We start from the raw sequence: 21245 nt of genomic DNA, 5'->3' as shown, positions 1-21245 counted from the left end.
CGTAGCCTGCAGGCGCGTCGAGCATGGCTGATTCACGTTCGCCGATGCTAGCCGCGCCGGCTCAGGGACGCCAATGAAAATGTCGAGAAAACCTGCAGATCAGCTGTGGTTTTCCCGACATTGACGGATCCTGAAATTGTGCCTCTGTGCGGGATCAGCGGGCCGTGCGTGCGAACTCCATCGTTCGGCGAAGCAGTCCGGCGACAGCGTCCGCCTCCGTCAGGAAGCCGTCATGGCCGTCTCTGGACTTGAGAATCTCGAGGCCCGTGCACGTCGAAATGCCGTCCGCGATCTCCTCCTGCAAACGAAGGGGATACAGCCGATCCGAGTCCACGCCGCCCACGACGACCGGCGCCGTGATCGATGCCAACGCCGCTGCAACGCCGCCGCGTCCACGACCGATGTCGTGCCGGTTCATGGCCTCGGTCAGGAGGACGTACGTGCTCGGGTCGAAGCGGTCGACCAGCTTGTCTGCCTGATGTTCCAGGTAACTCTGGACGGCGTATCGTCCACCGTTCCAAGGATTTTCGTCGTTCTGGGCGGAGTTCTCGAAGCGCGCATCGAGTTCGGACTCGGTGCGGTACGTCAGGTGCGCGATGCGACGGGCGATCCCGAGTCCGGCGCGAGGTGCCCGCCCCGTTCCGTGGTAGTCACCGCCCTGCCAATCCGGATCGGAGACGATGGCAGCGATCTGCGTCGTCTGGGTGCCGATCTGATCTGCAGTGGCCCGTGAACCGGTTGCGAGAACCAACGCGGAGCGAATGCTGTCCGGGTAGGAAACTGCCCATTCAAGGGTGCGCATCCCGCCCATGGATCCGCCGACTACCGAGGCCAACTGGTCGATCCCGAGGAGATCGACGAGCTTCTTCTCCGCCGCGATCTGATCCCGGATGGAGATCTCCGGGAACCTGCTGCCCCACGGCTTGCCGTCGTCGGCCAGCGAACTAGGACCGGTCGTGCCGCGACAACCACCGAGGACATTTGTTGCGATGACGCACCATTCGCCGGTGTCGATCGGTTCGCCCGGCCCAACCATCCCGTTCCACCAGCCGGGGGAGGGCTGATTTGCGGAGATCGGTCCGGTGACGTGTGAGTCTCCGGTCAGTGCGTGCTCGACGAGTACGACGTTGTCGCGGTTCGGGGACAGCTCACCCCACCGCTGAACGGCGAGCGAAACCGAGGGGAGTACCGCGCCGCTCTCGAGTTCCAGGGCGCCGATGTCGACGAACCCCACCTGGCCGTCGGGCGGGGGAAGGAGGTCGATCCTGGGCTCCAATTCGTTCACGGTCACGAGTTTGCCACCGCAGCCAGGCCGACGGTGATATCGGCGAGGATGTCGTCGATTCCTTCGATACCGACCGCGAGGCGGACGAGTCCGGGCGTGACACCGGAGGCGAACTGCTCTTCGGGGGTGAGCTGCGAGTGTGTCGTCGAGGCGGGGTGGATGACGAGTGAGCGAACGTCACCGATGTTGGCGACGTGGCTGTGCAGCGTCAGGGCGTTGACGAACGTCTTGCCCGCATCGATACCTCCGGGCAGCTCGAAGGTGACGATGGCGCCGGTTCCCTTGGGTGTCAGCTGCTTTCCGCGTTCGAACCATGGCGAGGTGGGGAGTCCCGCGTAGGAAACGGAGGCCACCTCGCCGTGGCCGTCGAGGAATTCGGCGACCTTCTGGGCATTGGACACGTGGCGCTCGATGCGCAGGCTCAAGGTTTCGATGCCCTGCGCGATGAGGAACGCGTTGAACGGCGCCACGGCGGAGCCGAGATCGCGCAGCAGTTGGACGCGCGCCTTGAGTGCAAATGCCGGCGCGCCGAGGTCTGCGAAGGTGACGCCGTGATAGCTGGGATCAGGCGTCGTGAAGTTCGTGTGGCGACCCTGCGTCCAGTCGAAGGTGCCGCCGTCGACGATCACGCCGGCGATCGCGGTGCCGTGTCCGCCAAGGTATTTGGTGGCGGAGTGAACGACGATGTCGGCGCCGTGTTCGAGTGGGCGGAGCAGGTACGGCGTCGCGACTGTGTTGTCCACGATCAACGGAAGACCGTTCTCGTGGGCCAGCGACGAGATGCCGGGGAGGTCGAGGATGTGGTTCTTGGGATTAGCGATCGTCTCGCCGTAGAACGCCTTCGTGTTCGGGCGAATGGCTTCGCGCCACTGCTCGAGATCGTCGGGATCCTCGACGAAGGTGACTTCGATGCCCAGCTTGCGAAGGGTGTAATGCAAGAGGTTGTACGTGCCGCCGTACAGGTACGGGCTCGAGACGATGTGGTCGCCGGCTTCGGCAATGTTGAGGATCGCGATGGTTTCGGCAGCCTGACCCGAGGAGAGGAGGAGTGCGGCGACTCCGCCTTCGAGGGCGGCGATGCGCTGCTCGACGGCGTCCTGTGTGGGATTCATGATCCGCGTGTAGATGTTGCCAGGCTCGGCGAGGCCGAACAGTGCCGCAGCGTGATCGGTGCTGTCGAAAACGTAGCTGGTGGTCTGGTAGATCGGCAGAGCGCGCGCATTGGTGGCGGTGTCCGCTGTCTGCCCGGCGTGCACCTGCTTGGTCTCGAACGACCAGTTCGCGGTCGGATCAGAAGTTGCTGCGCCGTCGGCTGTGTTGTCGGTCATGATTTGTTCACTCCAGTGGTCTGACGGATAGATGTCGGACGGGGGCGAAGGATCGCCGCCCCGTGCTGGGGTCTATCTACAAGTGCGACACATACTGAGTTACCTCCGTGGGGCTCGGCCCGGTCTGGGGTCCGTCCCTGTCGGACCCGCGCTTGTCACCCGAATTGCGGTGGAACTGCGTGAGCAGATCCACGTCGGGAAACCTGGTCATCACCCGGGGCACCCCACCGCGGTTGGAGGGTTGCCGTCCAGCGAGCCGGGGCTTGACGCTGGCACTCATGACCAAGTCGGATTCTACCGGGAAGTGAGCGCAGTCCTGACGCGGGGCGAATTGTGAGCCGCAACCGCACGCGAGACAGAGCGACGCAGCCCACTAGCAGGCAAAAGTTACTCGCGAGTAGAGACCGATGGGTGGACCTGCCGGTTGCGGCCTCACGGGTTAGCAGTACGCTTGTCTTGTTTGGGACTCATCTCCCGAGATCAGTCCACACCGTCTAGGTTTGATAATCGAACCGTTCGCGGACCCACTCACAAAGTGTGACCGCAACCGTGTAACCAGGGAAACTTCCTAGGAGGACGCGAAGCACCCATGTCCAAAATCAAGGTTGAGGGCACCGTCGTCGAACTCGACGGCGATGAGATGACGCGCATTATCTGGCAGTTCATCAAAGACAAGTTGATCCATCCGTATCTCGATGTGAACCTCGAGTACTACGACCTCGGTATCGAGTACCGCGACGAGACCGACGACCAGGTCACCATCGACGCAGCGCACGCGATCCAGAAGCACGGCGTCGGCGTCAAATGCGCCACGATCACGCCGGACGAGGCACGTGTCGAGGAATTCGGTCTCAAGAAGATGTGGCGTTCCCCGAACGGAACGATCCGCAACATTCTCGGCGGCACGATCTTCCGCGCACCGATCATCATCTCCAACGTTCCGCGACTCGTTCCGGGCTGGACCAAGCCGATCATCATCGGCCGTCACGCATTCGGCGACCAGTACCGCGCCACAGACTTCAAGGTCCCCGGCCCCGGCAAGGTGATGATCACCTACACGCCTGAGGACGGCAGCGCACCGATCGAGCACGAACTGGTCAACTTCCCCGAAGAGGGCGGCGTCGTCCAGGGGCAGTACAACTTCACCACGTCCATCCGTGACTTCGCTCGCGCGTCGCTCACCTACGGACTGCAGCAGAACTACCCGGTGTACCTGTCCACCAAGAACACCATTCTCAAGGCGTACGACGGTGCCTTCAAGGACATCTTCCAGCACGTCTACGAGACCGAGTTCAAGGCTGAGTTCGATGCCGCAGGTCTGACCTACGAGCACCGCCTCATCGACGACATGGTCGCTTCCGCACTCAAGTGGGAGGGTGGATACGTCTGGGCATGCAAGAACTACGACGGCGACGTCCAGTCCGACACCGTGGCCCAGGGCTTCGGCTCGCTCGGCCTCATGACGTCGGTTCTGCTGACACCGGACGGAAGGACCTGTGAGGCAGAGGCTGCTCACGGCACCGTGACGCGTCACTACCGTCAGCACCAGCAGGGCAAGCCCACCTCGACCAACCCGATCGCGTCCATCTTCGCGTGGACCCGCGGACTCGAGCATCGTGGCAAGCTCGACAGCACCCCTGAGGTCATCGGCTTCGCGCAGGCGCTCGAAGACGTTGTCATCAAGACCGTCGAAAGCGGCCAGATGACCAAGGACCTCTCGATGCTGGTCGGCGGCGATCAGGGCTACCTGACCACCGAGGAGTTCCTCGGTGCACTCGACGTGAACCTGCAGAAGGCCATGGCCGCGAAGTAGATTCACTGTTTCACCTTCTGATGGGACGTCCGGGAAACCGGGCGTCCCATTTGTGTTCGCGGTCTCACGTGAGTGAACTCACCCGCTCTCACTTGGAAGTTCAACCAGGTGTGAGACCACAATTGATCAGTGACTTCGTCTACCCTCTCCCGTTCTGACACCTCGACACCCGGGGTTCGTTCCGCCAGAGGTCCGGCGATGCTCGCTCTTGCCCTCGGCGGTTTCGGTATCGGCACAACCGAGTTCGTCGCCATGGGATTGCTCCCGGAAATGGCATCCGGGCTCGGCGTCTCGGAACCCATCGCGGGTCACGTGATCTCGGCGTACGCGCTCGGGGTTGTCGTCGGTGCTCCGCTGATCGCTGCTCTCACCGCACGGGTACCGCGCCGCACCCTGTTGATCGCACTCATGGTCGCATTCACCGTCGGCAATGCCGCTTCGGTCTTTGCGCCCTCGTACACGACGCTGATGATGGCTCGATTCGTCGCTGGATTGCCGCACGGCGCGTACTTCGGAGTCGCCGCACTGGTCGCCGCTCATTTGGCCGAACCAGGCAAACGCGCGAAGGCCGTGGCGATGGTGATGATGGGTCTGTCCGTGGCCAATGTGATCGGGGTGCCGGTCGCGGCCTGGATCGGCCAGGCACTCGGCTGGCGCAGCGCCTTCGCCTTGGTGGCTGTGATCGGGGTGGCAACGGTTGCTTCGCTGTTCGTCTGGATTCCGCGGTTGGACGGTATGCCGGTGACGAATCCGATCACCGAACTCGGGGCACTGGGCCGCGTTCAGGTGTGGATGACCCTGATCGTGGGAATGGTCGGATTCGGCGGGATGTTCGCCGTCTACACCTACATCAGTACGACGCTCACCGACGTGTCCGGTCTCGGTGCTTCGTTCATTCCTCTGGCGCTCATGCTGTACGGACTGGGCATGGTGGCCGGCAACTTCGTCGGTGGATACCTCGCGGATCGCGCACTGATGAAGGGTTTGTTCCTGTCGATGGGATCCCTCGTGGTGATCCTCGCGGTCTTCGTGATCGCCGTGCGCAATCCGTACACGGCGCTTGTCTTCGTCTTCCTCATCGGGCTTGCCGGGTCCTCGATGGTTCCTGGCCTTCAAACACGGTTGATGGATGTCGCCGAGGATGCTCAGACCTTGGCGGCGTCTCTCAATCACGCCGCGCTGAACATCGCCAATGCCTTCGGAGCGTGGATCGGCGGCGTCGTCATCGCTGCCGGTTACGGGTATACCGCACCGGCAGCGGTTGGGTCGTTGCTTGCCGTCGCGGGTCTCGTCGTGCTGGCGGTTGCGGTGATTCTGCAGCGTAGGGCCGTGCGCTGACCTGGGCGCCCATCCGCGTCGGTGGAATCGGCTACGGTGCTTGCCGTGCCACAAACTGCTGACTCCCACATTCTTGCGCCCCACACCATCACGTCCGTGAACGTTAACGGCGTTCGAGCAGCTGCCCGCAAGGGCATGCTCGACTGGCTGGAGAAGACGTCGGCGGATTTCATCTGCCTTCAGGAAACGCGTGCGTCGGACGATCAGCTTCGCGAGACTCTCGAACCAGCGCTCGGCAACGGATGGTTCCTCGTCTCCGCCGAGCCGTCCGCGAAGGGACGCAACGGAGTCGCTGTGCTTTCACGCACGGAACCTGACGCGGTGCGGATCGGTCACGGCGACGACGAGTTTCTCGACGCCGGTCGATACATCGAAGCCGACTTCGCGGATCTGACCGTCGCGAGCCTGTACCTGCCCTCCGGTGAGGCGCTCACGCCGAAGCAGGAGGAGAAGGAGCGGTTCATGGCGTCCTTCGCAGTTCACCTCGCCTCCACCGCTGCGGCGGCCGAGGCTGCCGATCGTCACGTGGTGGTCAGCGGCGATTGGAACATCGCGCACACCGAACTCGACCTCAAGAACTGGAAGACCAACAAGAAGTCTTCGGGATTCCTCCCCGAGGAGCGCGCCTGGATGGATCTGCTGTTCGCCGAAGATTCCGCGTGGGTCGATGTCTTCCGCACCCTCCATCCGGGTGTCGACGGTCCGTACTCGTGGTGGTCGTACCGCGGCAAGGCATTCGACAACGATTCGGGTTGGCGTATCGACTACCAGGTTGCCACCCGCGGATACGCCGAGCGGGCCAAGGTTGCGCTCGTGGAACGCGCTGAGTCCTACGACCTCCGTTGGTCGGATCACGCACCTGTCACTGTCTCGTACCGGTAGGAGCGCTCGTGTCTGAAGGTCTGAAAATGCCGAGCGCAAAGACGCGCAACGCCATCATCACCGTCGTGGTGGCTGTGGTGGCGCTCGTACTGGCGGTAACCCTTTCTTCACGTGACTCCGACAGTTCGGCGTCGTCGGTTACGAAGTCCTCGAGTTCCCAGTCCTCGACTGTTCAAGCCAAGCCGGGTGCTACCACCAAGGCCGCGCCGTCGAGTTCCGTGCCCTCGAGCTCCGCGCCCTCCAGCTCCGCCGTCAAGACAACGCAGCAGACGAACAGCGATGCGCCGGCGCGCGTTCTCGCCACGCTCGTGGAGATCGACGCCGGGCGGTGGCCGGATTCCGCCAATGCGCCGGGCACCAAGGGCGGCATCACCTTCCGCAACAGCGAAGGGCGTCTGCCCGCTGTCGGTGCCGGTGGCGGACGTGTCGTCTATCAGGAATGGGACGTCAACGCGAAGAAAAACGGCCAAGGTCGTGATGCCGAGCGAATCGTCACCGGTAACGACGGTTCGGCGTGGTACACCCTCGATCACTACGACACGTTTGTGAGGATTCGCTGATGTCGGACTCGTCTACGGTCAGCGTGGCGCAGTGGCTGGATCCGTCTTCCGATGTGGCTTCGGTGGCCCTGCAGGGCGACCCGGCCGTTGCGGATGATCTTGCACGTGAACTCCGTGGCGAGAATTTTGTCGTTCGGGTGGTTCGCGGAGAGAACATGCGAACAACGGCGCAGGTCTTCGACGAGTTCGCGGCAGCCTTCCAGTTTCCGTCCCACTTCGGGCGCAACAAAGACGCTTTCGACGATGTCATGCGCGATCTCGACGGCGTACTCGGACTTGGCGCCGGATATGTAGTTGTGATCCGAGGTGCGGGTTCTCTACTGTCCGAGCAACAGGATCAGTTGGAGTGGTTCCGCGAAACGATGGACTTCTACACCGAAGAATGGGAACCCGTCGTTTTCCGGACCGTCTACCAGTTCGGTGCGGAGGACCTCACCGCCCACGGTGAAGACCTCGTCGAACTCGACTACCCGGGCACCACGCCACTGCACTGATTTCCACTCGTGAAAAGATCGGAACCATGTCGACCCCTGCAGAACAGAAGCCCACCGCAAAGCCTCGCGTGCTTTCCGGAATCCAGCCGACGTCGGATTCTTTCCACCTCGGCAACTACCTGGGTGCGCTGCAGCAGTGGGTTCCGTTGCAGGACGATTTCGACGCTTTCTACTTCATTCCGGATCTTCATGCCATCACGGTGACGCAGGACCCGAAGGAATTGCGTCGTCGCACCAAGGTTGCGGTGGCTCAGCTCCTTGCGGTGGGTATCGATCCGGATCGGGCGACGCTGTTCGTACAGAGTCAGGTTCCCGAGCACGCACAGTTGGCGTGGGTCCTGAACTGCATCACCGGTTTCGGTGAAGCCAGCCGTATGACGCAGTTCAAGGACAAGTCCGCCAAGCAAGGCAGCGACAACGCCAGTGTCGGTTTGTTCACGTATCCGGTTCTGATGGCCGCGGACATCCTTCTGTACCGCCCGCAGCGAGTTCCGGTGGGTGAGGATCAGCGTCAGCACCTCGAACTCGCACGCGATCTGGCCGGCCGGTTCAACACCCGCTACGGCAAGGCGTTCGTCGTTCCCGAGCCGCAGATCATCAAGGGCACGGCAAAGATCTACGACCTGCAGGATCCGACCGCGAAGATGAGCAAGTCCGCCGCCAGTGCGGCCGGACTGATCAATCTGCTCGACGATCCGAAGGTGTCGGCAAAGAAGATCAAGTCGGCCGTCACCGACAACGAGCGCGAGATTCGTTTCGACCCGCAGGCCAAGCCGGGCGTCAGCAACCTGCTCACCATTCAGTCGGCTCTCTCGGGAGTACCGATCGAGACTCTGGTGGCCGGTTACGAGGGCAAGGGGTACGGCGACCTCAAGACCGATACCGCTGATGTGCTGACCGAGTTCGTCACCCCACTCAAGGCGAAGGTCGACGGTTACCTTGCCGACGAGGCAGAGCTGGATCGCATCATCGCGGCTGGAGCGCACCGCGCCCGTGAGGTGTCTTCACGCACTCTCGCCGCTGTCTATGACAAGGTCGGATTCCTGGCACCGAAGGGCTGACTTACGCGAATTCGGACTCACGACGCCTGACCGAACATGAGGGGGACGGCAATGGCTGACACGGACGACGACGCACCGAGCTTTCTCGAGAAGCAACGAGCAGCGCGACCCTGGCTCGATCATCTGGTTCGCGCCGCAGGACGTTTCCAAGAGCAAAAGGGCGATTACTACGCTGCGGGAATCACGTACTTCAGTGTTCTCGCATTGATTCCGATCATGATGGTCGCGTTTGCAGTGGCCGGTTTCGTATTGGCCGGGCATCCCGAGTACCTGGAGTCGATTCAGGAGCAGATCACCAAGAGCATTCCGGGCAGCTTGGGTGACACCATCAACACGCTGATCGATTCGGCTATCGACTCGCGCGCGAGCGTCGGAATCTTCGGTCTCCTGGGTGCCGCGTACGCGGGTCTCGGTTGGATGGCAAATGTTCGCGACGCGCTGACGGCGATGTGGGAGAGCAAGCGCGAGCCGAAGGGTTTCGTTCGTACCAAACTCGGTGACGCAGGGGCCCTCATCGGTCTGGCTCTCGCCATGGTCGTCTCACTGGGAATGTCGGCGCTGAGCAGCGGGCCGGTTGCGACTCAGATCGTGAAATGGCTCAACCTCGAGAACATCACCGGTGTCGGCGTGGGGCTCAGAGTCGTTTCACTGTTGCTCTCACTCCTGGCGACGTGGGCGGTGTTCCTGTGGGTGATTGCCCGGCTACCGCGCGAGCCTGTCACGCTGCGCAGCGCCGCGCAGGCAGCGCTTATCGCCGCGGTCGTGTTCGAAATCTTCAAGCAGGTAGGTGCGATCTACCTCGCGGCCGTCACCAGTGGCCCGGCGGGCGTGGCATTCGGCCCGATCATCGGTTTGCTCGTGTTCGTGTTCACTGCGTCGAGGATGCTGCTGTTCTGCACGGCGTGGGCGGCGACGACAAAGGAAAGTATGGCTCTCGCCTTCGTTCCGCCGCCGGATCCGGCCGTGATCTCGCCGCGAATCGTTGTCAGTGACGGAGCTTCACCGTCTCGCGTGGCTGCGTTGATCGCCACGGGTGCGGTTGCCGGCCTGGGTCTTTCGGGCTTCATGCGCCGTCGGCCGCGCTAGCGCCTTCGACGGTTCAGGGCAACGGCTCCCGCCACCAGCGCGATCACCACAACTCCGCCGACAGCACCGATGAGGATGCGGTCAGTGGTGTCCGACTCGGTGTCGGTAGCGGTGGGTGCTGCCGAAATCGAGCCTGGTGCAGCGGCAGACGGTGTGCGAGTGACATCGGGCGTGGCATCGTCGGTCGATCGGTCCGTCAACGAGCCGACGGTTGTGCTCGCGGGGAGTGCATATCCGTAGTCGAGTAGACGGGCAGCCTGCTCCCACGGACGGATCGGCTTGGCTTCGCCGCCCATCAATGTCACCAGTAGTTTCCGGCCGTTGCGCTCCGCAGCACCGACGTACGTGTGGCGGGCGTCGTCGGTGAAGCCGGTCTTGCCGCCCAATGCGCCGTCGTAGTTGTAGAGCAACTGATTGTCGTTCGCGAGAGTGAATCCGGGGCGGTCCTGATCGTCAGGAATCGTCGGATCTTTGGGGAAGCCGGGAAACTCGACGGTTTCGGTATGGATCAGTCCGGCAAACGTCGGATTCTGGAGGGCTGTATGGAAGATTACGGCCAGGTCGTACGGTGAGCTGCTCATCCCTGGGCCGTCGAGTCCGGATGGAGTTGCCGTGCGGGTGTCGAGGGCGCCGAGTTCGGCCGCGAGTGCGTTCATTTTCGACACGGCTGCGGCGTCACCGCCGAGTTGGCGGGCAAGAGCGTGCGCRGCATCGTTTCCCGATGCCATGACCAGACCCTGCATCAGTTGCCGGTTGGTGTACTTGCCGCCCTTGCCGATGCCGACAGCGCTACCTTCAGCGTCCGCGTCTTCGGCAGTTGCGGTGATTTCGGTGTCGAGATCGAGTTCGTCGAGCGCGACGAGAGCCAACAGCATCTTGATGGTGCTGGCCGGTCGGTAGCGACCGTGCGGATCTTTCGCGGCGAGGACCTCACCGGTTTCGGCGTCCGCGAGTACCCATCCGGATGCCGCGATGTCGGCCGGGAGCGGGGGAGCGCCGTCAGGAAGTACGACGCCACACTCGCCGAGCTTGTCTCCACCGACGGGGCTTTCCGGAATCGGGACGGCAGTCGGGGCCGTGGATCCGGGCGCGGGTGCTTCGGAGAGATCGATCGCCGGCGCCGGGCTACTCGTGAACGGGCAGCTGTCGGTGTTGGGTGTTGTGAACGGTGCCTCGGTGGTGGTGGTGGGCGGCGGCGGGGCCGGTTGGGCGCCGGCCACTCCCGAGGTCCCTACGACACCGGTAAACGCAATGCTCCCTGAGAGCACTGTTCCGGCCACTGCCACTGCACACTTTCGACGCCACATCATCGATATACGAGGGTATGCGAACCTGAGGGAACGTCCGAATCGCCACGCAAGCAGAGGGATCGAAAACAGGCGATTCGGTTTGTACATCGGTCATAGTGGACGATCGCCGCTGATGAGTTCCACCACCACGCAGAATCTGTAACAGTGGGGTAGTCGACTACTCGAATGGCGCACACGCACTGACGACAGGGGATCGGTATGGGCAAGATCGTGGTGACAGAATTCGTGTCTTTGGACATGGTCATGGAAGCGCCCGGTGGCGAACCGGGTTATGCGCACACTGGATGGGTCTTTCCGTACCAGGAGGGCGATCAGATGAAGTTCAAACTCGATGAAACCCTCGCCGCGGACGTGCTTCTACTCGGTCGACGGACCTACGAGAGCTTCGCCGGTGCCTGGCCTGAGCGCGAGGACGACCAAGGCTTTGCGGACAAGATGAACGAGATGCCCAAGTACGTCGTCACGAGTTCGACGGAGCCGCTCGAATGGAACAACTCGACGGCGCTCGACGGTCCCATCGAGGAATCCGTTCCGAAGCTTAAGGAACAGATCGACGGCGAAATCCTGGTCGCGGGAAGTCGGACGCTCGTCCACGCGTTGTTGCTGGCCGGTCTGGTCGACGAGCTACGACTGATGGTCTTCCCGGTCATTCTCGGGTCCGGCGGGAGAGTGTTCCCCGAATCGGCCGACAAGATCGACCTCGAGTTGAAGGACGATCGCCGGTACGAATCCGGAGTTCAGGTGCTGACGCACCACCCCACGGTCGCGTAGACCTCTCGAAAACATCTGTGGCCGAGCCTCTTCGAGAGTCTCGGTCACAGATGTTTTGCCGGCTAACTGTTCTCGGGGAAGCCGAGGTTGATGCCGCCGTGGCTGGGGTCGAGCCAGCGACTGGTGACGGCTTTACCTCGCGTGAAGAAATGAACACCTTCTGTCCCGTGAGCGTGGGTGTCACCGAAGAGGCTGTTCTTCCAGCCGCCGAAGCTGTAGTAGGCCATGGGAACCGGGATGGGGACGTTGATGCCGATCATGCCGACCTCCACCTCGTTCTGGAAGCGTCGGGCAGCGCCGCCGTCGTTGGTGAAGATGGCGGTGCCGTTTCCGTACGGGCTGTTGTTGATCAGTTCGAGGGCTTGGTCGTAGGTATCGACGCGCACGACGGAGAGAACAGGCCCGAAGATTTCGTCGGTGTAGATCGACATGTCGGTGGTGACGTGGTCGATGAGGGTGGGTCCAAGCCAGAAGCCGTCCGGTCCACCATCGGCCTGGACTGTACGTCCGTCGACCACGATGGTGGCGCCGTCCTTCTCGCCTGCATCGACGTATGAGGCGACCTTGTCGCGGTGGGCCTTGGTGACGAGCGGACCCATGTCGGAGTTCTTGGTGCCGTCACCGGTGACGAGGGGAGTGGTGCGCTCGACGATCTTGGCGACCAGTTCGTCGGCGATGTCGCCGACTGCGACCAGGGCGGAGATCGCCATGCATCGTTCGCCCGCGGAGCCGAATCCCGCGTTGACCATTGCGTCGGCGGCGAGGTCGAGGTCGGCGTCCGGCAGAACGATGGCGTGGTTCTTGGCGCCGCCGAGTGCTTGCACGCGTTTGCCGTTGGCGGTGCCGGTGGCATAGACGTACTGGGCGATGGGGGTGGATCCGACAAACGAAATCGCTTTGACTGCTTTGTTTTCCAGAAGTTCATCGACGGCGAGCTTGTCACCTTGGAGGACGTTGAAGACGCCGGGGGGCAGACCGGCTTCGGCCCAGAGTTCGGCGAGCCAGATCGCCGCGGTGGGGTCCTTCTCCGAGGGTTTGAGAATCACGGTGTTCCCGGCGGCGATGGCGACCGGGAAGAACCACATCGGGACCATCGCGGGAAAGTTGAAGGGGGAGATGATGCCTACGGGGCCGAGGGGTTGGCGGATGGAGTAGACGTCGACCTTGGTCGATGCATTCTCGGTGTATCCGCCCTTGAGGAGATGCGGTATTCCGCAGGCGAATTCGACTACTTCTTGTCCGCGGCTGATTTCGCCGAGGGCGTCGGAGAGAACCTTGCCGTGCTCGGCTGTGATGATCTCGGCGAGTTCACCTTTGCGAGCGTTGAGGAGTTCGCGGAAGCTGAACAGTATCTGTGTGCGCCGGGCCAGGGAGGTGTCACGCCAGGCGGGGAAGGCCGCCGCAGCAGCGTCGATGACGGTGCGGGCATCCTCGAGGTTCGCCAGGGCTAGTCGGCCGGTGATCTGTCCGGTGGCGGGGTTGGTGACGGGGGCGGTGTTCTCGGATGTTCCGGCGAACGACTTGCCGTCCAACCAGTGTGCGATGACACGAGTATCAGTGCTGGTCATGGTATTTCCTAGTGGTCTGGTGGCTCAGGAGTTCGGGGAGGTGTACTTGGCGACATAGTCGTTCATCGTCTCGCGCTGGTACCGGGAAACCTCGTGTGCGTTTTCGTTCTCGGCGAAGACGCTCGACACCATCACGGTGTTGTCACGATCGTAGAAGCCGAGTTTGCCGAGGCCGCCGAAGAATTCGTCCCAGTTGACGTCTCCGTCCCCGATTTTGAGGTGTTGATGCACTCGAACGGCATTGCCTGGCGGATTGGTGATGTAGCGAAGTCCGTGGGAACGGTGATGATCCATGGTGTCTGCCACATGTACGAGACGGACCATGTCGCCGGCGGCCTCCATGATGGCGGGAAGGTCCCCACCCATGTGGAATTGGTGGCACGCCACGATCACCATGCCGAGGTTCTTGGAGTTCACGCCACGGATCGTGCGGATCGCGGCAAGTCCGTCTTCGACAAAATCGTCCGGGTGCGGGTCGATCAGGACGTCGATCCCCTCGCGTTCGATGATCGGAAGCAGTTCCTCCATCGAACGATAGAACGCACGCTCGGACTCTTCGGCTTTCTCGGGGCGGCCGGAGAATTCGGTGTTCATGACGTTGACACCGAGATCGACCGTGATCTGGATGGCCCGCTTCCAGTAACGCACTGCTGCTTCGCGAGCGTCCTCGTCCGGGCCGGACCACCGAAGGACCGGGAGCACCGACGCGATGCCGACTCCCGCACTCGCGCAGGCCTTCCGGAACTCGGTGACGAGCGCGTCGTCGGCTTTCGGGTGATTGAAGAACGGGATCATGTCGACGTGCGGTGTGAGCTGCAGGTACTCGTACCCGAGATCGGCAACAACTCGGGGAAGCTCCAGCAGCGAGTAATCGTGATGGAACGGTGTGGGATCGAGAGCGACCTTCATCGCTACGCTCCGGCCACAGAGTCGCGCGCAACCATGTCCACGACGACGCGTTGACCCGTCTCCAGAGACTTCACGCCAGCGGCGCAGACAGCGGCCGCGGCGTACCCGTCCCAGGCACCAGGTCCGTCGATGTAGTTGCCGGTGCCGGCGCCCGTCTTCACTGCCTTGATCCACCGGGCGAACTCGGTGTCGTATGCCTGCCCGAAGCGTTCGCGGAATCCTGGGGTGATCTGCCCACCCCAGTTTCCGGGCTTGGTCTTTCGGATCAGTCCCACGTCGAGTCCGATCATCGCGCTTCCGAGTTCGCCGACAACTTCGGTGCGCACCTCGTAGGCAACTCCGGTGGTGACAAACACCTCGGCGTCGACGTGTCTACCGGACTCGGTCTCGAATATCGCGATCTGTGGGTCTTGAATGCCCTCGGGAGCAAGCGAATTCGCAGACGGCCGAATTATCTGCACCGAGGTGATCTCTTCGTCGAGCAGGAATCGCGTCACGTCGACCTCGTGGACGAGCGAGTCCTTGACGATCATCGCGCTGTCGAAGCCGTTCGGAACCGCAGGATTGCGGTGCGCGCAGTGCACAACGAGAGGGCGACCGAGATCGCCGCTGTCGATCAAATCCTTGAGCTGGGTGTATTCGTGGTCGAACCGGCGCATGAAACCGACCTGGATCAGTTTCTTTCCCAGCGCTGCTTCGGCTTTGACGATCGCCAGCGAACTGTCCGCGTCGGTGGTCAGCGGCTTCTCGCAGAGAACCGGCTTGCCTGCTTCGAGGCAGGCAAGTACCTGCTTCTCATGGGTCGGGCCCGGGGTTGCGAGCACAACGGCGTCGACGTCCTCGGCTGCGATGGCATCGAACGGATCGACGACGACGCGTGACCCCGGCGTCAATGCTGCGATTTCCTCGGCGCGGGCAAGAGAGTAGTCGTTGACGACGGTGACTCGGGCACCGCCGATTTTGTTGGTGATGCGGTCGACGTGATCGGCCCCCATGATGCCGACGCCGAGCACTGCGATCCGAAGATCCTGGTTGTCAGACATGCGGTGGTACTCCTCGATTGTGTTGCTCAGCTGAAACGGACGGCGGGGACGCCACAGGTGGACAGGTATTTCTGAGTGCGCTGTGCGATGGGCATCGGTGTGTCGGGATGGCAGGGATACATGTCCTGCTCGACGATCGCGAACACGTCGATGCCGAGCGTCTCGATGGCCTCCAGAAGCGGCGGCATGTCCGGGATTCCACGCGGTGGTTCGATCATCGCGCCGAGTTTGACGGCTTCGCCGAACGGCAGGTCCTCCGCCTCCACCTTGGCGACGATCGCCGGATCCACCTGCTTGAGGTGCAGGTACCCGATGCGCTCCGGATGCTTGTTGATGATGGCCAGGTTGTCGCCGCCGCAGTAGCTGATGTGGCCGGTATCGAGGCACAGGTTCACGAAACGCTCGTCTGTACCTTCGAGGAACTTGTAGACGTTGTCCTCGATGTCGACATGGCTGTCGGCATGAGGGTGGTACTGCGCCATGACGCCGTACTCCTCGAGCATCGCCTTGCCGAGAGCGTTCATGCCGTCGGTTTTCTTGCGCCACTGCTCGGGAGTCAGATTTCGATCTTCGAGTACTTCTCCGGTGGAAGGATCGCGCCACATCTCGGGGATGACGACTACGTGCTTGCCGCCGACGGCTGCGGTCAACTTGGCGACGTCCTTGATCTGATTCCAGACGGCATCCCAGGAATCGTCCTGGTGCAGGTGTTCGAAAACGGTACCGGCCGAAAGCTTGAGGCCGCGTGCTCCGAGTTCGTCAGTCAGCTTGGCTGGATCGGTCGGAAGGTATCCGAACGGACCGAGTTCGATCCATTCATATCCCGACGCGGACACCTCGTCGAGGAATCGCGTGTACGGGGTCTGCTGAGGGTCGTCCGGAAACCACACACCCCAGGAGTCGGGGGCTGATCCGACGCGAATCGCGCTCATGTCTAGATTCCTTTCGAGGGCAAGCTTCTTGGGGCGTGGTTGTGCGGAATTTTCATTCGGATGGACGGAGATACGGTCGCTGGATCTTCTTCCAGGACTCGTAGGTTGTCCGGGCGTTCTTGGTCGATTCCAGTTCGGAAGTAGCTGATACCGGTACGTCCCACCAGGATTCGCTGTCCGGGGCGCCGATCAGCGGATCGGTTTCGACGTGGATGACCGTGCTGGTGTCGCTTGCTTTGGCGACTTTGATCGCGTCGGCGAACTCGGCGGCGGTGTTGGCGCGGATGACGTCGACACCGAGGCTGGCGGCGTTCGCGGCCAGATCGACCGGGAGAACACCTCCGTCGAGACGCCCGTCATTCGAGCGGTAGCGGTACTGCGTGCCGAAGCGCTGGGAACCCAGCGACTCGGACAGCGAACCGATGGAAGCAAATCCGTGATTCTGCACCAGGACGACGATGACCTTGAGGCGTTCCTGTACGGCGGTGACCAATTCGGTGGCCATCATCAGATAGGAACCGTCGCCGACCATCACGAACACGTCGCGATCGGGGCACGCCATGCGGACGCCTAGACCGCCGGCAACTTCGTATCCCATGCACGAGTACCCGTATTCGACGTGATACCCCTTTGCATCACGGGTTCGCCACAGCTTGTGGAGGTCACCCGGCATGGACCCGGCAGCGCACACCACGACGTCACGTGCATCGGACAACGTGTTGACCAGGCCGATGACCTGATTCTGATTCAGTGAGCCGTCAGCCGCGGGTTCGGCTGGGTTGTAGACGGATTCGACGATCGCATCCCAATTGCGGGCGAGTTCACCGATCCTGGACGCGTATTCGTCGTCCACCCGGTAGTCGTTCAGTGCAAGTGCCAGCGCGTCGAGTGCCTCACGTGCGTCGGCGACAACACTGACTCCGCCCTGCTTCACGGAGTCCAGTGAAGCGACGTTGATGTTGACGAAGCGAACGTCGGGATTGGTGAATGCGGTGCGGGACGCGCTCGTGAAATCGCTGTACCGCGTGCCGATTCCGATGACGACGTCCGCCTCGGTGGCCAGTGCGTTTGCAGCCGTAGTGCCGGTGGACCCCACCGCCCCGACGGATTGTGGATGGTCGTAGACCAATGAACCCTTGCCGGCCTGGCTCTGCCCCACGGGGATTCCGGTCTGCGCGCAGAACGCTGCCAGAGAGTCGGTGGCCTGGCTGTAGATCACGCCGCCGCCGGCGACGATCAGTGGCTTGCGAGCCGAGCGGATGATCGCGGCGGCGCGTTCGATCACCGATCGCTCGGGGAGCGGGCGGGCCACGTGCCACACCCGTTCGGCGAAGAAAGACTCGGGCCAGTCGAATGCCTCGGCCTGCACGTCCTGCGGGATGGCGATGGTGACTGCGCCGGTCTCGACGGGATCAGTGAGAACGCGCATCCCGGCGAGCAGAGCGCTCGGCAACTGCTCCGGGCGCCATACCCGATCGAAGTATCGTGAGACCGGCTTGAAAGCGTCGTTGACTGTGACGTCGCCGCTCGACGGGAGTTCGAGTTCCTGCAAGACGGGGGCACTGGCGCGGGTCGCGAAAGTGTCTGCGGGAAGGAGTAATACAGGTAGACGGTTGATGGTGGCCAGCGCCGCGCCGGTGATCATATTGGTGGCACCGGGGCCGACGCTGGACGAGACTGCCCACGTCTGCAGGCGGTCCTTCATGCGGGCGTGCGCGACAGCCGAGTGCACCATCGCCTGTTCATTGCGGCCGAGCACGTAGGGGAGTGTCGGCTCACGGCCGGCGTCGAGATCCTGGATCTCGGCCTGCAAGAGTGCCTGCCCCAGTCCGGCGACGTTGCCGTGCCCGAAGATTCCGAAGCAGCCGGCGAACAGCTTGGTGCGCTGGCCATCGCGTTCGGTGTACTGGTTGGCGAGGAAGCGGACGACAGCTTGAGAAACGGTGAGGTGTACGGTCGGCTCGTCGCGAGGTAGACGATTGCCGGTTGCGTTGTTGGTGGGTGCCACAGCTTTCACTTCCGTCAGTTGTGGGACTGCAACGGCAGTCGAGGGTCGATGTCCTGGTGATCCCAGCTTCCACGTAGCCAGGTGTGTTGCGGATCGTCACAGATGTTCCACGCCCGGATCTCGCCCGAACCTGCCATGACATTGAGGTAGTACATGTGGTGGCCCGGCGCTGCGATGGACGGGCCGTGATAGCCGTGCGGCACGAGGACGACGTCGCCCGAGCGGACTTCCTCGAGCACCTCGATAGGTCTCTCGGCGGTTCCGTACACGCGGTGGTAGCCGAACCCTTCGGTCCCGGTGGGGCTGCGGTCGATCTCGAAGTAGTAGATCTCTTCCAGGGCCGATTCGACGTCGCTGTTCTCGTCGTGCTTGTGGCTGGGATACGACGACCAGTTCCCGCCGGGGGTGATGACCTCACACGCGATGATGGAGTCTGCCTCGAAAGTGTCTGCGGTGGCGAAGTTGTGAACCTGTCGGCTGCAGTTACCGGCACCGCGGAGTTCGACGGCAACTCCCGACACCGGGCCGTAGCGATGGGGGAGCTTTGCGCCGGCGCGCGCTCCGCACAGGGCGAAGCGGCCTCCGCCTGCGCTGGCCACTGTGTAGTCGGAATCCTTTCCTACGTAGGCGAAGTCGCTCGGTCCGTCGAAGACCGACGCGCGGCCGGTCAGGGCGATCTCCGTCCCCTCGGCAACGATCACGGCCGAACCCGACAGTGGAACGACGACTATCTCGTTCTCGCCGGACTGCAGGTGGACGTTAGCGCCGGGGGCGAGTTCGAGTGTCCACAAGCTGGATTCGGCCCACCCGGCGGACTCCGGCGTGACCACTGTCGTGAAATCACCGTCGGCGGACGATCCGGCGGGGACGTAGTACTTGCTGAACATCTTGCTCCTGCCAGGTCGGTTCTAGTGGACGAGCTTGACTGCGGTGTCGACGGCCGCGGTCACGTCGCCGTCCGGTGGGTAGAGCAGCGCGCGCCCGACGATCAGTCCGCGCACGGACGGCAGCTGAAGGGCAGCGCCCCACTTCGCGTACGTTTCTTCCGGCGCGATCTGCGGATCGCCGCCCAGGAGCAGCGTCGGGAGGGTGGTCGCATCCATGACGCGTTCCATCTCGTCGACGACCGGCAGTTTCATCCACGTATACGCCGAGGTGGAGCCGAGACCTTGGGAGATGTGGATGGACTTGATGACGGCGTCGGGGCTGAGATCGTTGACCACCTTGCCGTTGACGCGACTGGAGAGGAACGGCTCGAGCATCGCGATCAGTCCGGCCGCGGCCAGTTCGTCAACGGCCTCGGCACATGCCGTCATGGTGGGCAGGGTGCCCGCGTCGTCGAGGGCGATGCGCAGCAGCATCTTTCCGCCGTTCATTCCGAACTTCGCGGTGCCCGCCGCGGTATATCCGGTCATGCGGTCGTCGAGTTCGAAGCTCGCGCCCGCCAGGCCGCCGCGGTTCATCGACGAGAAGACGACCTTGTCCTCGAGGGCCCCGAGGAGGAGCAGATCGTCGAGAATGTCCGCGGTACCGAGAACGCCGTCGACTCCGGGATTGTCGAGCGCCGTGCGTAATCTGTCGAGCAGATCGGTACGACTGTTCATCGCTGTCGGCTTGCCGCCGACAGACAATGCCCCACGCGCTGGATGATCGGCAGCGACGATCATCAGTCGTCCGTTGCCTCGAACGGTGGCGCGAGGAGTTCTTGCTGCCCAGGACTTTTCGATGATCTGCGGATCGCTCGCACGCAGTTCCGTCACGTCGGCGTAGGTGGTGGCGAGGGGGCGGGCGGCGAGCTTGTCAGACATTGACTGCCTCCGTGGCTGTGGCTTCGGCGAGATCGTGGACTTCTTCAGCGGTTGGCATCGCAGTGGAGCATTCGAGCCGAGATGCGACTATCGCACCGGCCGCGTTGGCATAGCGCAGTACCTTCTCCAGTGGCCACCCGGCCAACAGTCCGTGGCACAGTGATCCGCCGAAGCTGTCGCCAGCACCCAGCCCGTTGACCACGTCGACGGCATTGGGCGGCACGGTGATCGATTGCTTTCGTGTTTTGCCGAGAACACCCTTCGGGCCCTGCTTCACGATCGCCAGTTCGACTCCGAGGTCGAGAAGCGCGTCAGCGGCCTTGTTCGGGTTGGTCTCACCGACCGCGATCTCGCACTCTTCGCGGTTTCCGACGGCTACCGTCACGTGCGCGAGAGCGCGCTGCACCTGAGTGGTCGCTTCTTGGGGTGTCGACCAGAACATCGGGCGGTAGTCCAGATCGAGGACCGTCAGCGGGCGTCGTTCGCGGGCTTCCCAAGCAGCGAAGTGTGCACTGCGACTCGGTTCTTCGGACAGTCCCGTCACAGTCGACCAGTAGAGGGACGCTCCTCGAACGGCGTCGAGGTCGATATCTTCCGGGGTGATCCGAAGATCGGGCGCATGCGGCTTGCGGTAGAAGTACAGCGGGAAGTCGTCAGGGGGGAAGATCTCGCAGAACGTCACCGGTGTCGGGTACTCGGAATTGGTGACGACAAACCTGTTGTCGACGCCCAGACGTGCCAACTCGCGTGTGACGAACTTTCCGAAGGGATCGCTGCCTACGCCGGAGATCAGTGCTGCTCGCCGGCCGAGGCGTGCAGCCGCCACCGAGACGTTTGCCGCGCTGCCGCCGAGAAACTTGCCGAAGGTCTCGACGTCTTCGAGTCCGACACCGGTTTGAAGTGGGTAGATGTCCACCCCCGATCGGCCGATGGCAAGCACGTCGAATGGTGCGTCAGGGATGTGTGACCCGCTCTGGTGAGTGTTGATGCTTGTCAAGACTGACTCCCGAGAGTTCGTGGTGGGCTGCCCGCGCAGGGCACCGTTGTAT

At 62.7% G+C, this 21245-nt stretch carries 19 protein-coding genes and 1 riboswitch; of the genes, 8 read left to right on the top strand and 11 right to left on the bottom strand.

All coding sequences use genetic code 11. From position 1 onward, the window contains the following. Nucleotides 1-154: 154 nt before the first annotated feature. On the bottom strand, nucleotides 155-1291 hold the full coding sequence (gene metX, locus AC1DVN_RS03475; protein WP_021343641.1) for a homoserine O-acetyltransferase MetX: 1137 nt from the start codon (nucleotides 1289-1291) through the stop codon (nucleotides 155-157). Further along, nucleotides 1288-2613 (bottom strand): bifunctional o-acetylhomoserine/o-acetylserine sulfhydrylase, encoded by a 1326-nt coding sequence (locus AC1DVN_RS03470; protein ID WP_477993442.1) that lies wholly within the window; start codon nucleotides 2611-2613, stop codon nucleotides 1288-1290. The genes metX and AC1DVN_RS03470 overlap by 4 nt, the downstream gene beginning before the upstream one ends. Before the next feature lie 143 nt (nucleotides 2614-2756). Then, nucleotides 2757-2897, bottom strand: a riboswitch (SAM riboswitch). A 305-nt stretch (nucleotides 2898-3202) separates the two neighbouring features. On the opposite strand from AC1DVN_RS03470, the gene AC1DVN_RS03465 reads away from it, so the two are divergent. The 7 genes from AC1DVN_RS03465 (at nucleotide 3203) to yhjD (ending at nucleotide 9847) form a co-directional block, all read left to right on the top strand. Then, nucleotides 3203-4426 carry an NADP-dependent isocitrate dehydrogenase gene (locus AC1DVN_RS03465; RefSeq protein ID WP_019747659.1) on the top strand — a complete coding sequence of 408 codons (1224 nt, stop codon included), beginning with the start codon at nucleotides 3203-3205 and terminating at the stop codon, nucleotides 4424-4426. 129 nt (nucleotides 4427-4555) lie between these two features. Next, entirely contained in the window at nucleotides 4556-5764 is a 1209-nt protein-coding gene (locus AC1DVN_RS03460; RefSeq protein ID WP_021332495.1) for an MFS transporter, read from the top strand. 36 nt (nucleotides 5765-5800) lie between these two features. Beyond that, nucleotides 5801-6646 (top strand): exodeoxyribonuclease III, encoded by an 846-nt coding sequence (locus AC1DVN_RS03455; protein WP_020969128.1) that lies wholly within the window; start codon nucleotides 5801-5803, stop codon nucleotides 6644-6646. 26 nt (nucleotides 6647-6672) lie between these two features. Further along, a complete protein-coding gene (locus tag AC1DVN_RS03450) occupies nucleotides 6673-7206 on the top strand; it encodes a guanyl-specific ribonuclease (protein WP_477993512.1) in 534 nt (177 codons plus the stop codon). Continuing rightward, nucleotides 7206-7700: a barstar family protein gene (locus AC1DVN_RS03445; RefSeq protein ID WP_020969130.1), complete on the top strand. Its 495-nt coding sequence runs from the start codon at nucleotides 7206-7208 to the stop codon at nucleotides 7698-7700. Before AC1DVN_RS03450 ends, AC1DVN_RS03445 begins: the two co-directional genes overlap by 1 nt. A 26-nt stretch (nucleotides 7701-7726) precedes the next feature. Then, nucleotides 7727-8761: a tryptophan--tRNA ligase gene (trpS, locus tag AC1DVN_RS03440; protein WP_003941025.1), complete on the top strand. Its 1035-nt coding sequence runs from the start codon at nucleotides 7727-7729 to the stop codon at nucleotides 8759-8761. Between the two features lie 51 nt (nucleotides 8762-8812). Beyond that, nucleotides 8813-9847: an inner membrane protein YhjD gene (gene yhjD, locus AC1DVN_RS03435; RefSeq protein WP_020969131.1), complete on the top strand. Its 1035-nt coding sequence runs from the start codon at nucleotides 8813-8815 to the stop codon at nucleotides 9845-9847. Here the strand turns inward: yhjD and AC1DVN_RS03430 are convergent. Next, nucleotides 9844-11157, bottom strand: coding sequence for a D-alanyl-D-alanine carboxypeptidase family protein (locus AC1DVN_RS03430; protein ID WP_029254980.1), 1314 nt, complete (start codon nucleotides 11155-11157; stop codon nucleotides 9844-9846). The two genes, yhjD and AC1DVN_RS03430, sit on opposite strands and share 4 nt — an antisense overlap. Nucleotides 11158-11355: 198 nt before the next feature. Between AC1DVN_RS03430 and AC1DVN_RS03425 the strand changes: the two genes are divergently transcribed. Beyond that, nucleotides 11356-11928, top strand: a complete 573-nt coding sequence (locus tag AC1DVN_RS03425) for a dihydrofolate reductase family protein (RefSeq protein ID WP_477993439.1) — start codon at nucleotides 11356-11358, stop codon at nucleotides 11926-11928. A gap of 62 nt (nucleotides 11929-11990) precedes the next feature. Here AC1DVN_RS03425 and AC1DVN_RS03420 read toward each other — a convergent pair whose 3' ends face one another. Genes AC1DVN_RS03420 through iolC form a run of 8 tightly spaced genes read right to left on the bottom strand, consistent with a single transcriptional unit; the run spans nucleotide 11991 to nucleotide 21193 of the window. Further along, nucleotides 11991-13496 carry a CoA-acylating methylmalonate-semialdehyde dehydrogenase gene (locus AC1DVN_RS03420; RefSeq protein ID WP_338480437.1) on the bottom strand — a complete coding sequence of 502 codons (1506 nt, stop codon included), beginning with the start codon at nucleotides 13494-13496 and terminating at the stop codon, nucleotides 11991-11993. 24 nt (nucleotides 13497-13520) lie between these two features. Then, nucleotides 13521-14405, bottom strand: a complete 885-nt coding sequence (locus AC1DVN_RS03415; RefSeq protein ID WP_070796145.1) for a sugar phosphate isomerase/epimerase family protein — start codon at nucleotides 14403-14405, stop codon at nucleotides 13521-13523. A gap of 2 nt (nucleotides 14406-14407) precedes the next feature. Further along, nucleotides 14408-15448 (bottom strand): Gfo/Idh/MocA family protein, encoded by a 1041-nt coding sequence (locus AC1DVN_RS03410; RefSeq protein ID WP_019747669.1) that lies wholly within the window; start codon nucleotides 15446-15448, stop codon nucleotides 14408-14410. 26 nt (nucleotides 15449-15474) lie between these two features. Next, the gene (locus AC1DVN_RS03405) at nucleotides 15475-16380 is read right to left on the bottom strand and encodes a sugar phosphate isomerase/epimerase family protein (RefSeq protein WP_283384841.1); all 906 of its coding nucleotides are present in this window, start codon (nucleotides 16378-16380) and stop codon (nucleotides 15475-15477) included. Between the two features lie 52 nt (nucleotides 16381-16432). After that, entirely contained in the window at nucleotides 16433-18388 is a 1956-nt protein-coding gene (gene iolD, locus AC1DVN_RS03400) for a 3D-(3,5/4)-trihydroxycyclohexane-1,2-dione acylhydrolase (decyclizing) (RefSeq protein WP_408989315.1), read from the bottom strand. 14 nt (nucleotides 18389-18402) lie between these two features. Then, nucleotides 18403-19275 carry a 5-deoxy-glucuronate isomerase gene (iolB, locus tag AC1DVN_RS03395; RefSeq protein WP_134998745.1) on the bottom strand — a complete coding sequence of 291 codons (873 nt, stop codon included), beginning with the start codon at nucleotides 19273-19275 and terminating at the stop codon, nucleotides 18403-18405. Between the two features lie 21 nt (nucleotides 19276-19296). Beyond that, entirely contained in the window at nucleotides 19297-20196 is a 900-nt protein-coding gene (locus tag AC1DVN_RS03390) for a Cgl0159 family (beta/alpha)8-fold protein (RefSeq protein WP_133728409.1), read from the bottom strand. Beyond that, entirely contained in the window at nucleotides 20189-21193 is a 1005-nt protein-coding gene (gene iolC / locus AC1DVN_RS03385; RefSeq protein ID WP_020969140.1) for a 5-dehydro-2-deoxygluconokinase, read from the bottom strand. Before iolC ends, AC1DVN_RS03390 begins: the two co-directional genes overlap by 8 nt. Nucleotides 21194-21245 lie beyond the last annotated feature (52 nt).

This window comes from Rhodococcus sp. P4_E4 (assembly GCF_056401575.1).
Note: the sequence above shows the minus strand (reverse complement) of the source record. Positions and strands in the feature narration are given on the sequence as shown.

What these genes read in the sequence shown, in the direction of transcription:
- AC1DVN_RS03470 (WP_477993442.1), bottom strand. Translation starts at nt 2,613, where the DNA reads ATGACCGACAACACAGCCGACGGCGCAGCAACTTCTGATCCGACCGCG.
- AC1DVN_RS03465 (WP_019747659.1), top strand. Translation starts at nt 3,203, where the DNA reads ATGTCCAAAATCAAGGTTGAGGGCACCGTCGTCGAACTCGACGGCGAT.
- AC1DVN_RS03450 (WP_477993512.1), top strand. Translation starts at nt 6,673, where the DNA reads ATGCCGAGCGCAAAGACGCGCAACGCCATCATCACCGTCGTGGTGGCT.
- AC1DVN_RS03445 (WP_020969130.1), top strand. Translation starts at nt 7,206, where the DNA reads ATGTCGGACTCGTCTACGGTCAGCGTGGCGCAGTGGCTGGATCCGTCT.
- trpS (WP_003941025.1), top strand. Translation starts at nt 7,727, where the DNA reads ATGTCGACCCCTGCAGAACAGAAGCCCACCGCAAAGCCTCGCGTGCTT.
- yhjD (WP_020969131.1), top strand. Translation starts at nt 8,813, where the DNA reads ATGGCTGACACGGACGACGACGCACCGAGCTTTCTCGAGAAGCAACGA.
- AC1DVN_RS03425 (WP_477993439.1), top strand. Translation starts at nt 11,356, where the DNA reads ATGGGCAAGATCGTGGTGACAGAATTCGTGTCTTTGGACATGGTCATG.
- AC1DVN_RS03420 (WP_338480437.1), bottom strand. Translation starts at nt 13,496, where the DNA reads ATGACCAGCACTGATACTCGTGTCATCGCACACTGGTTGGACGGCAAG.
- AC1DVN_RS03415 (WP_070796145.1), bottom strand. Translation starts at nt 14,405, where the DNA reads ATGAAGGTCGCTCTCGATCCCACACCGTTCCATCACGATTACTCGCTG.
- AC1DVN_RS03410 (WP_019747669.1), bottom strand. Translation starts at nt 15,448, where the DNA reads ATGTCTGACAACCAGGATCTTCGGATCGCAGTGCTCGGCGTCGGCATC.
- AC1DVN_RS03405 (WP_283384841.1), bottom strand. Translation starts at nt 16,380, where the DNA reads ATGAGCGCGATTCGCGTCGGATCAGCCCCCGACTCCTGGGGTGTGTGG.
- iolB (WP_134998745.1), bottom strand. Translation starts at nt 19,275, where the DNA reads ATGTTCAGCAAGTACTACGTCCCCGCCGGATCGTCCGCCGACGGTGAT.
- AC1DVN_RS03390 (WP_133728409.1), bottom strand. Translation starts at nt 20,196, where the DNA reads ATGTCTGACAAGCTCGCCGCCCGCCCCCTCGCCACCACCTACGCCGAC.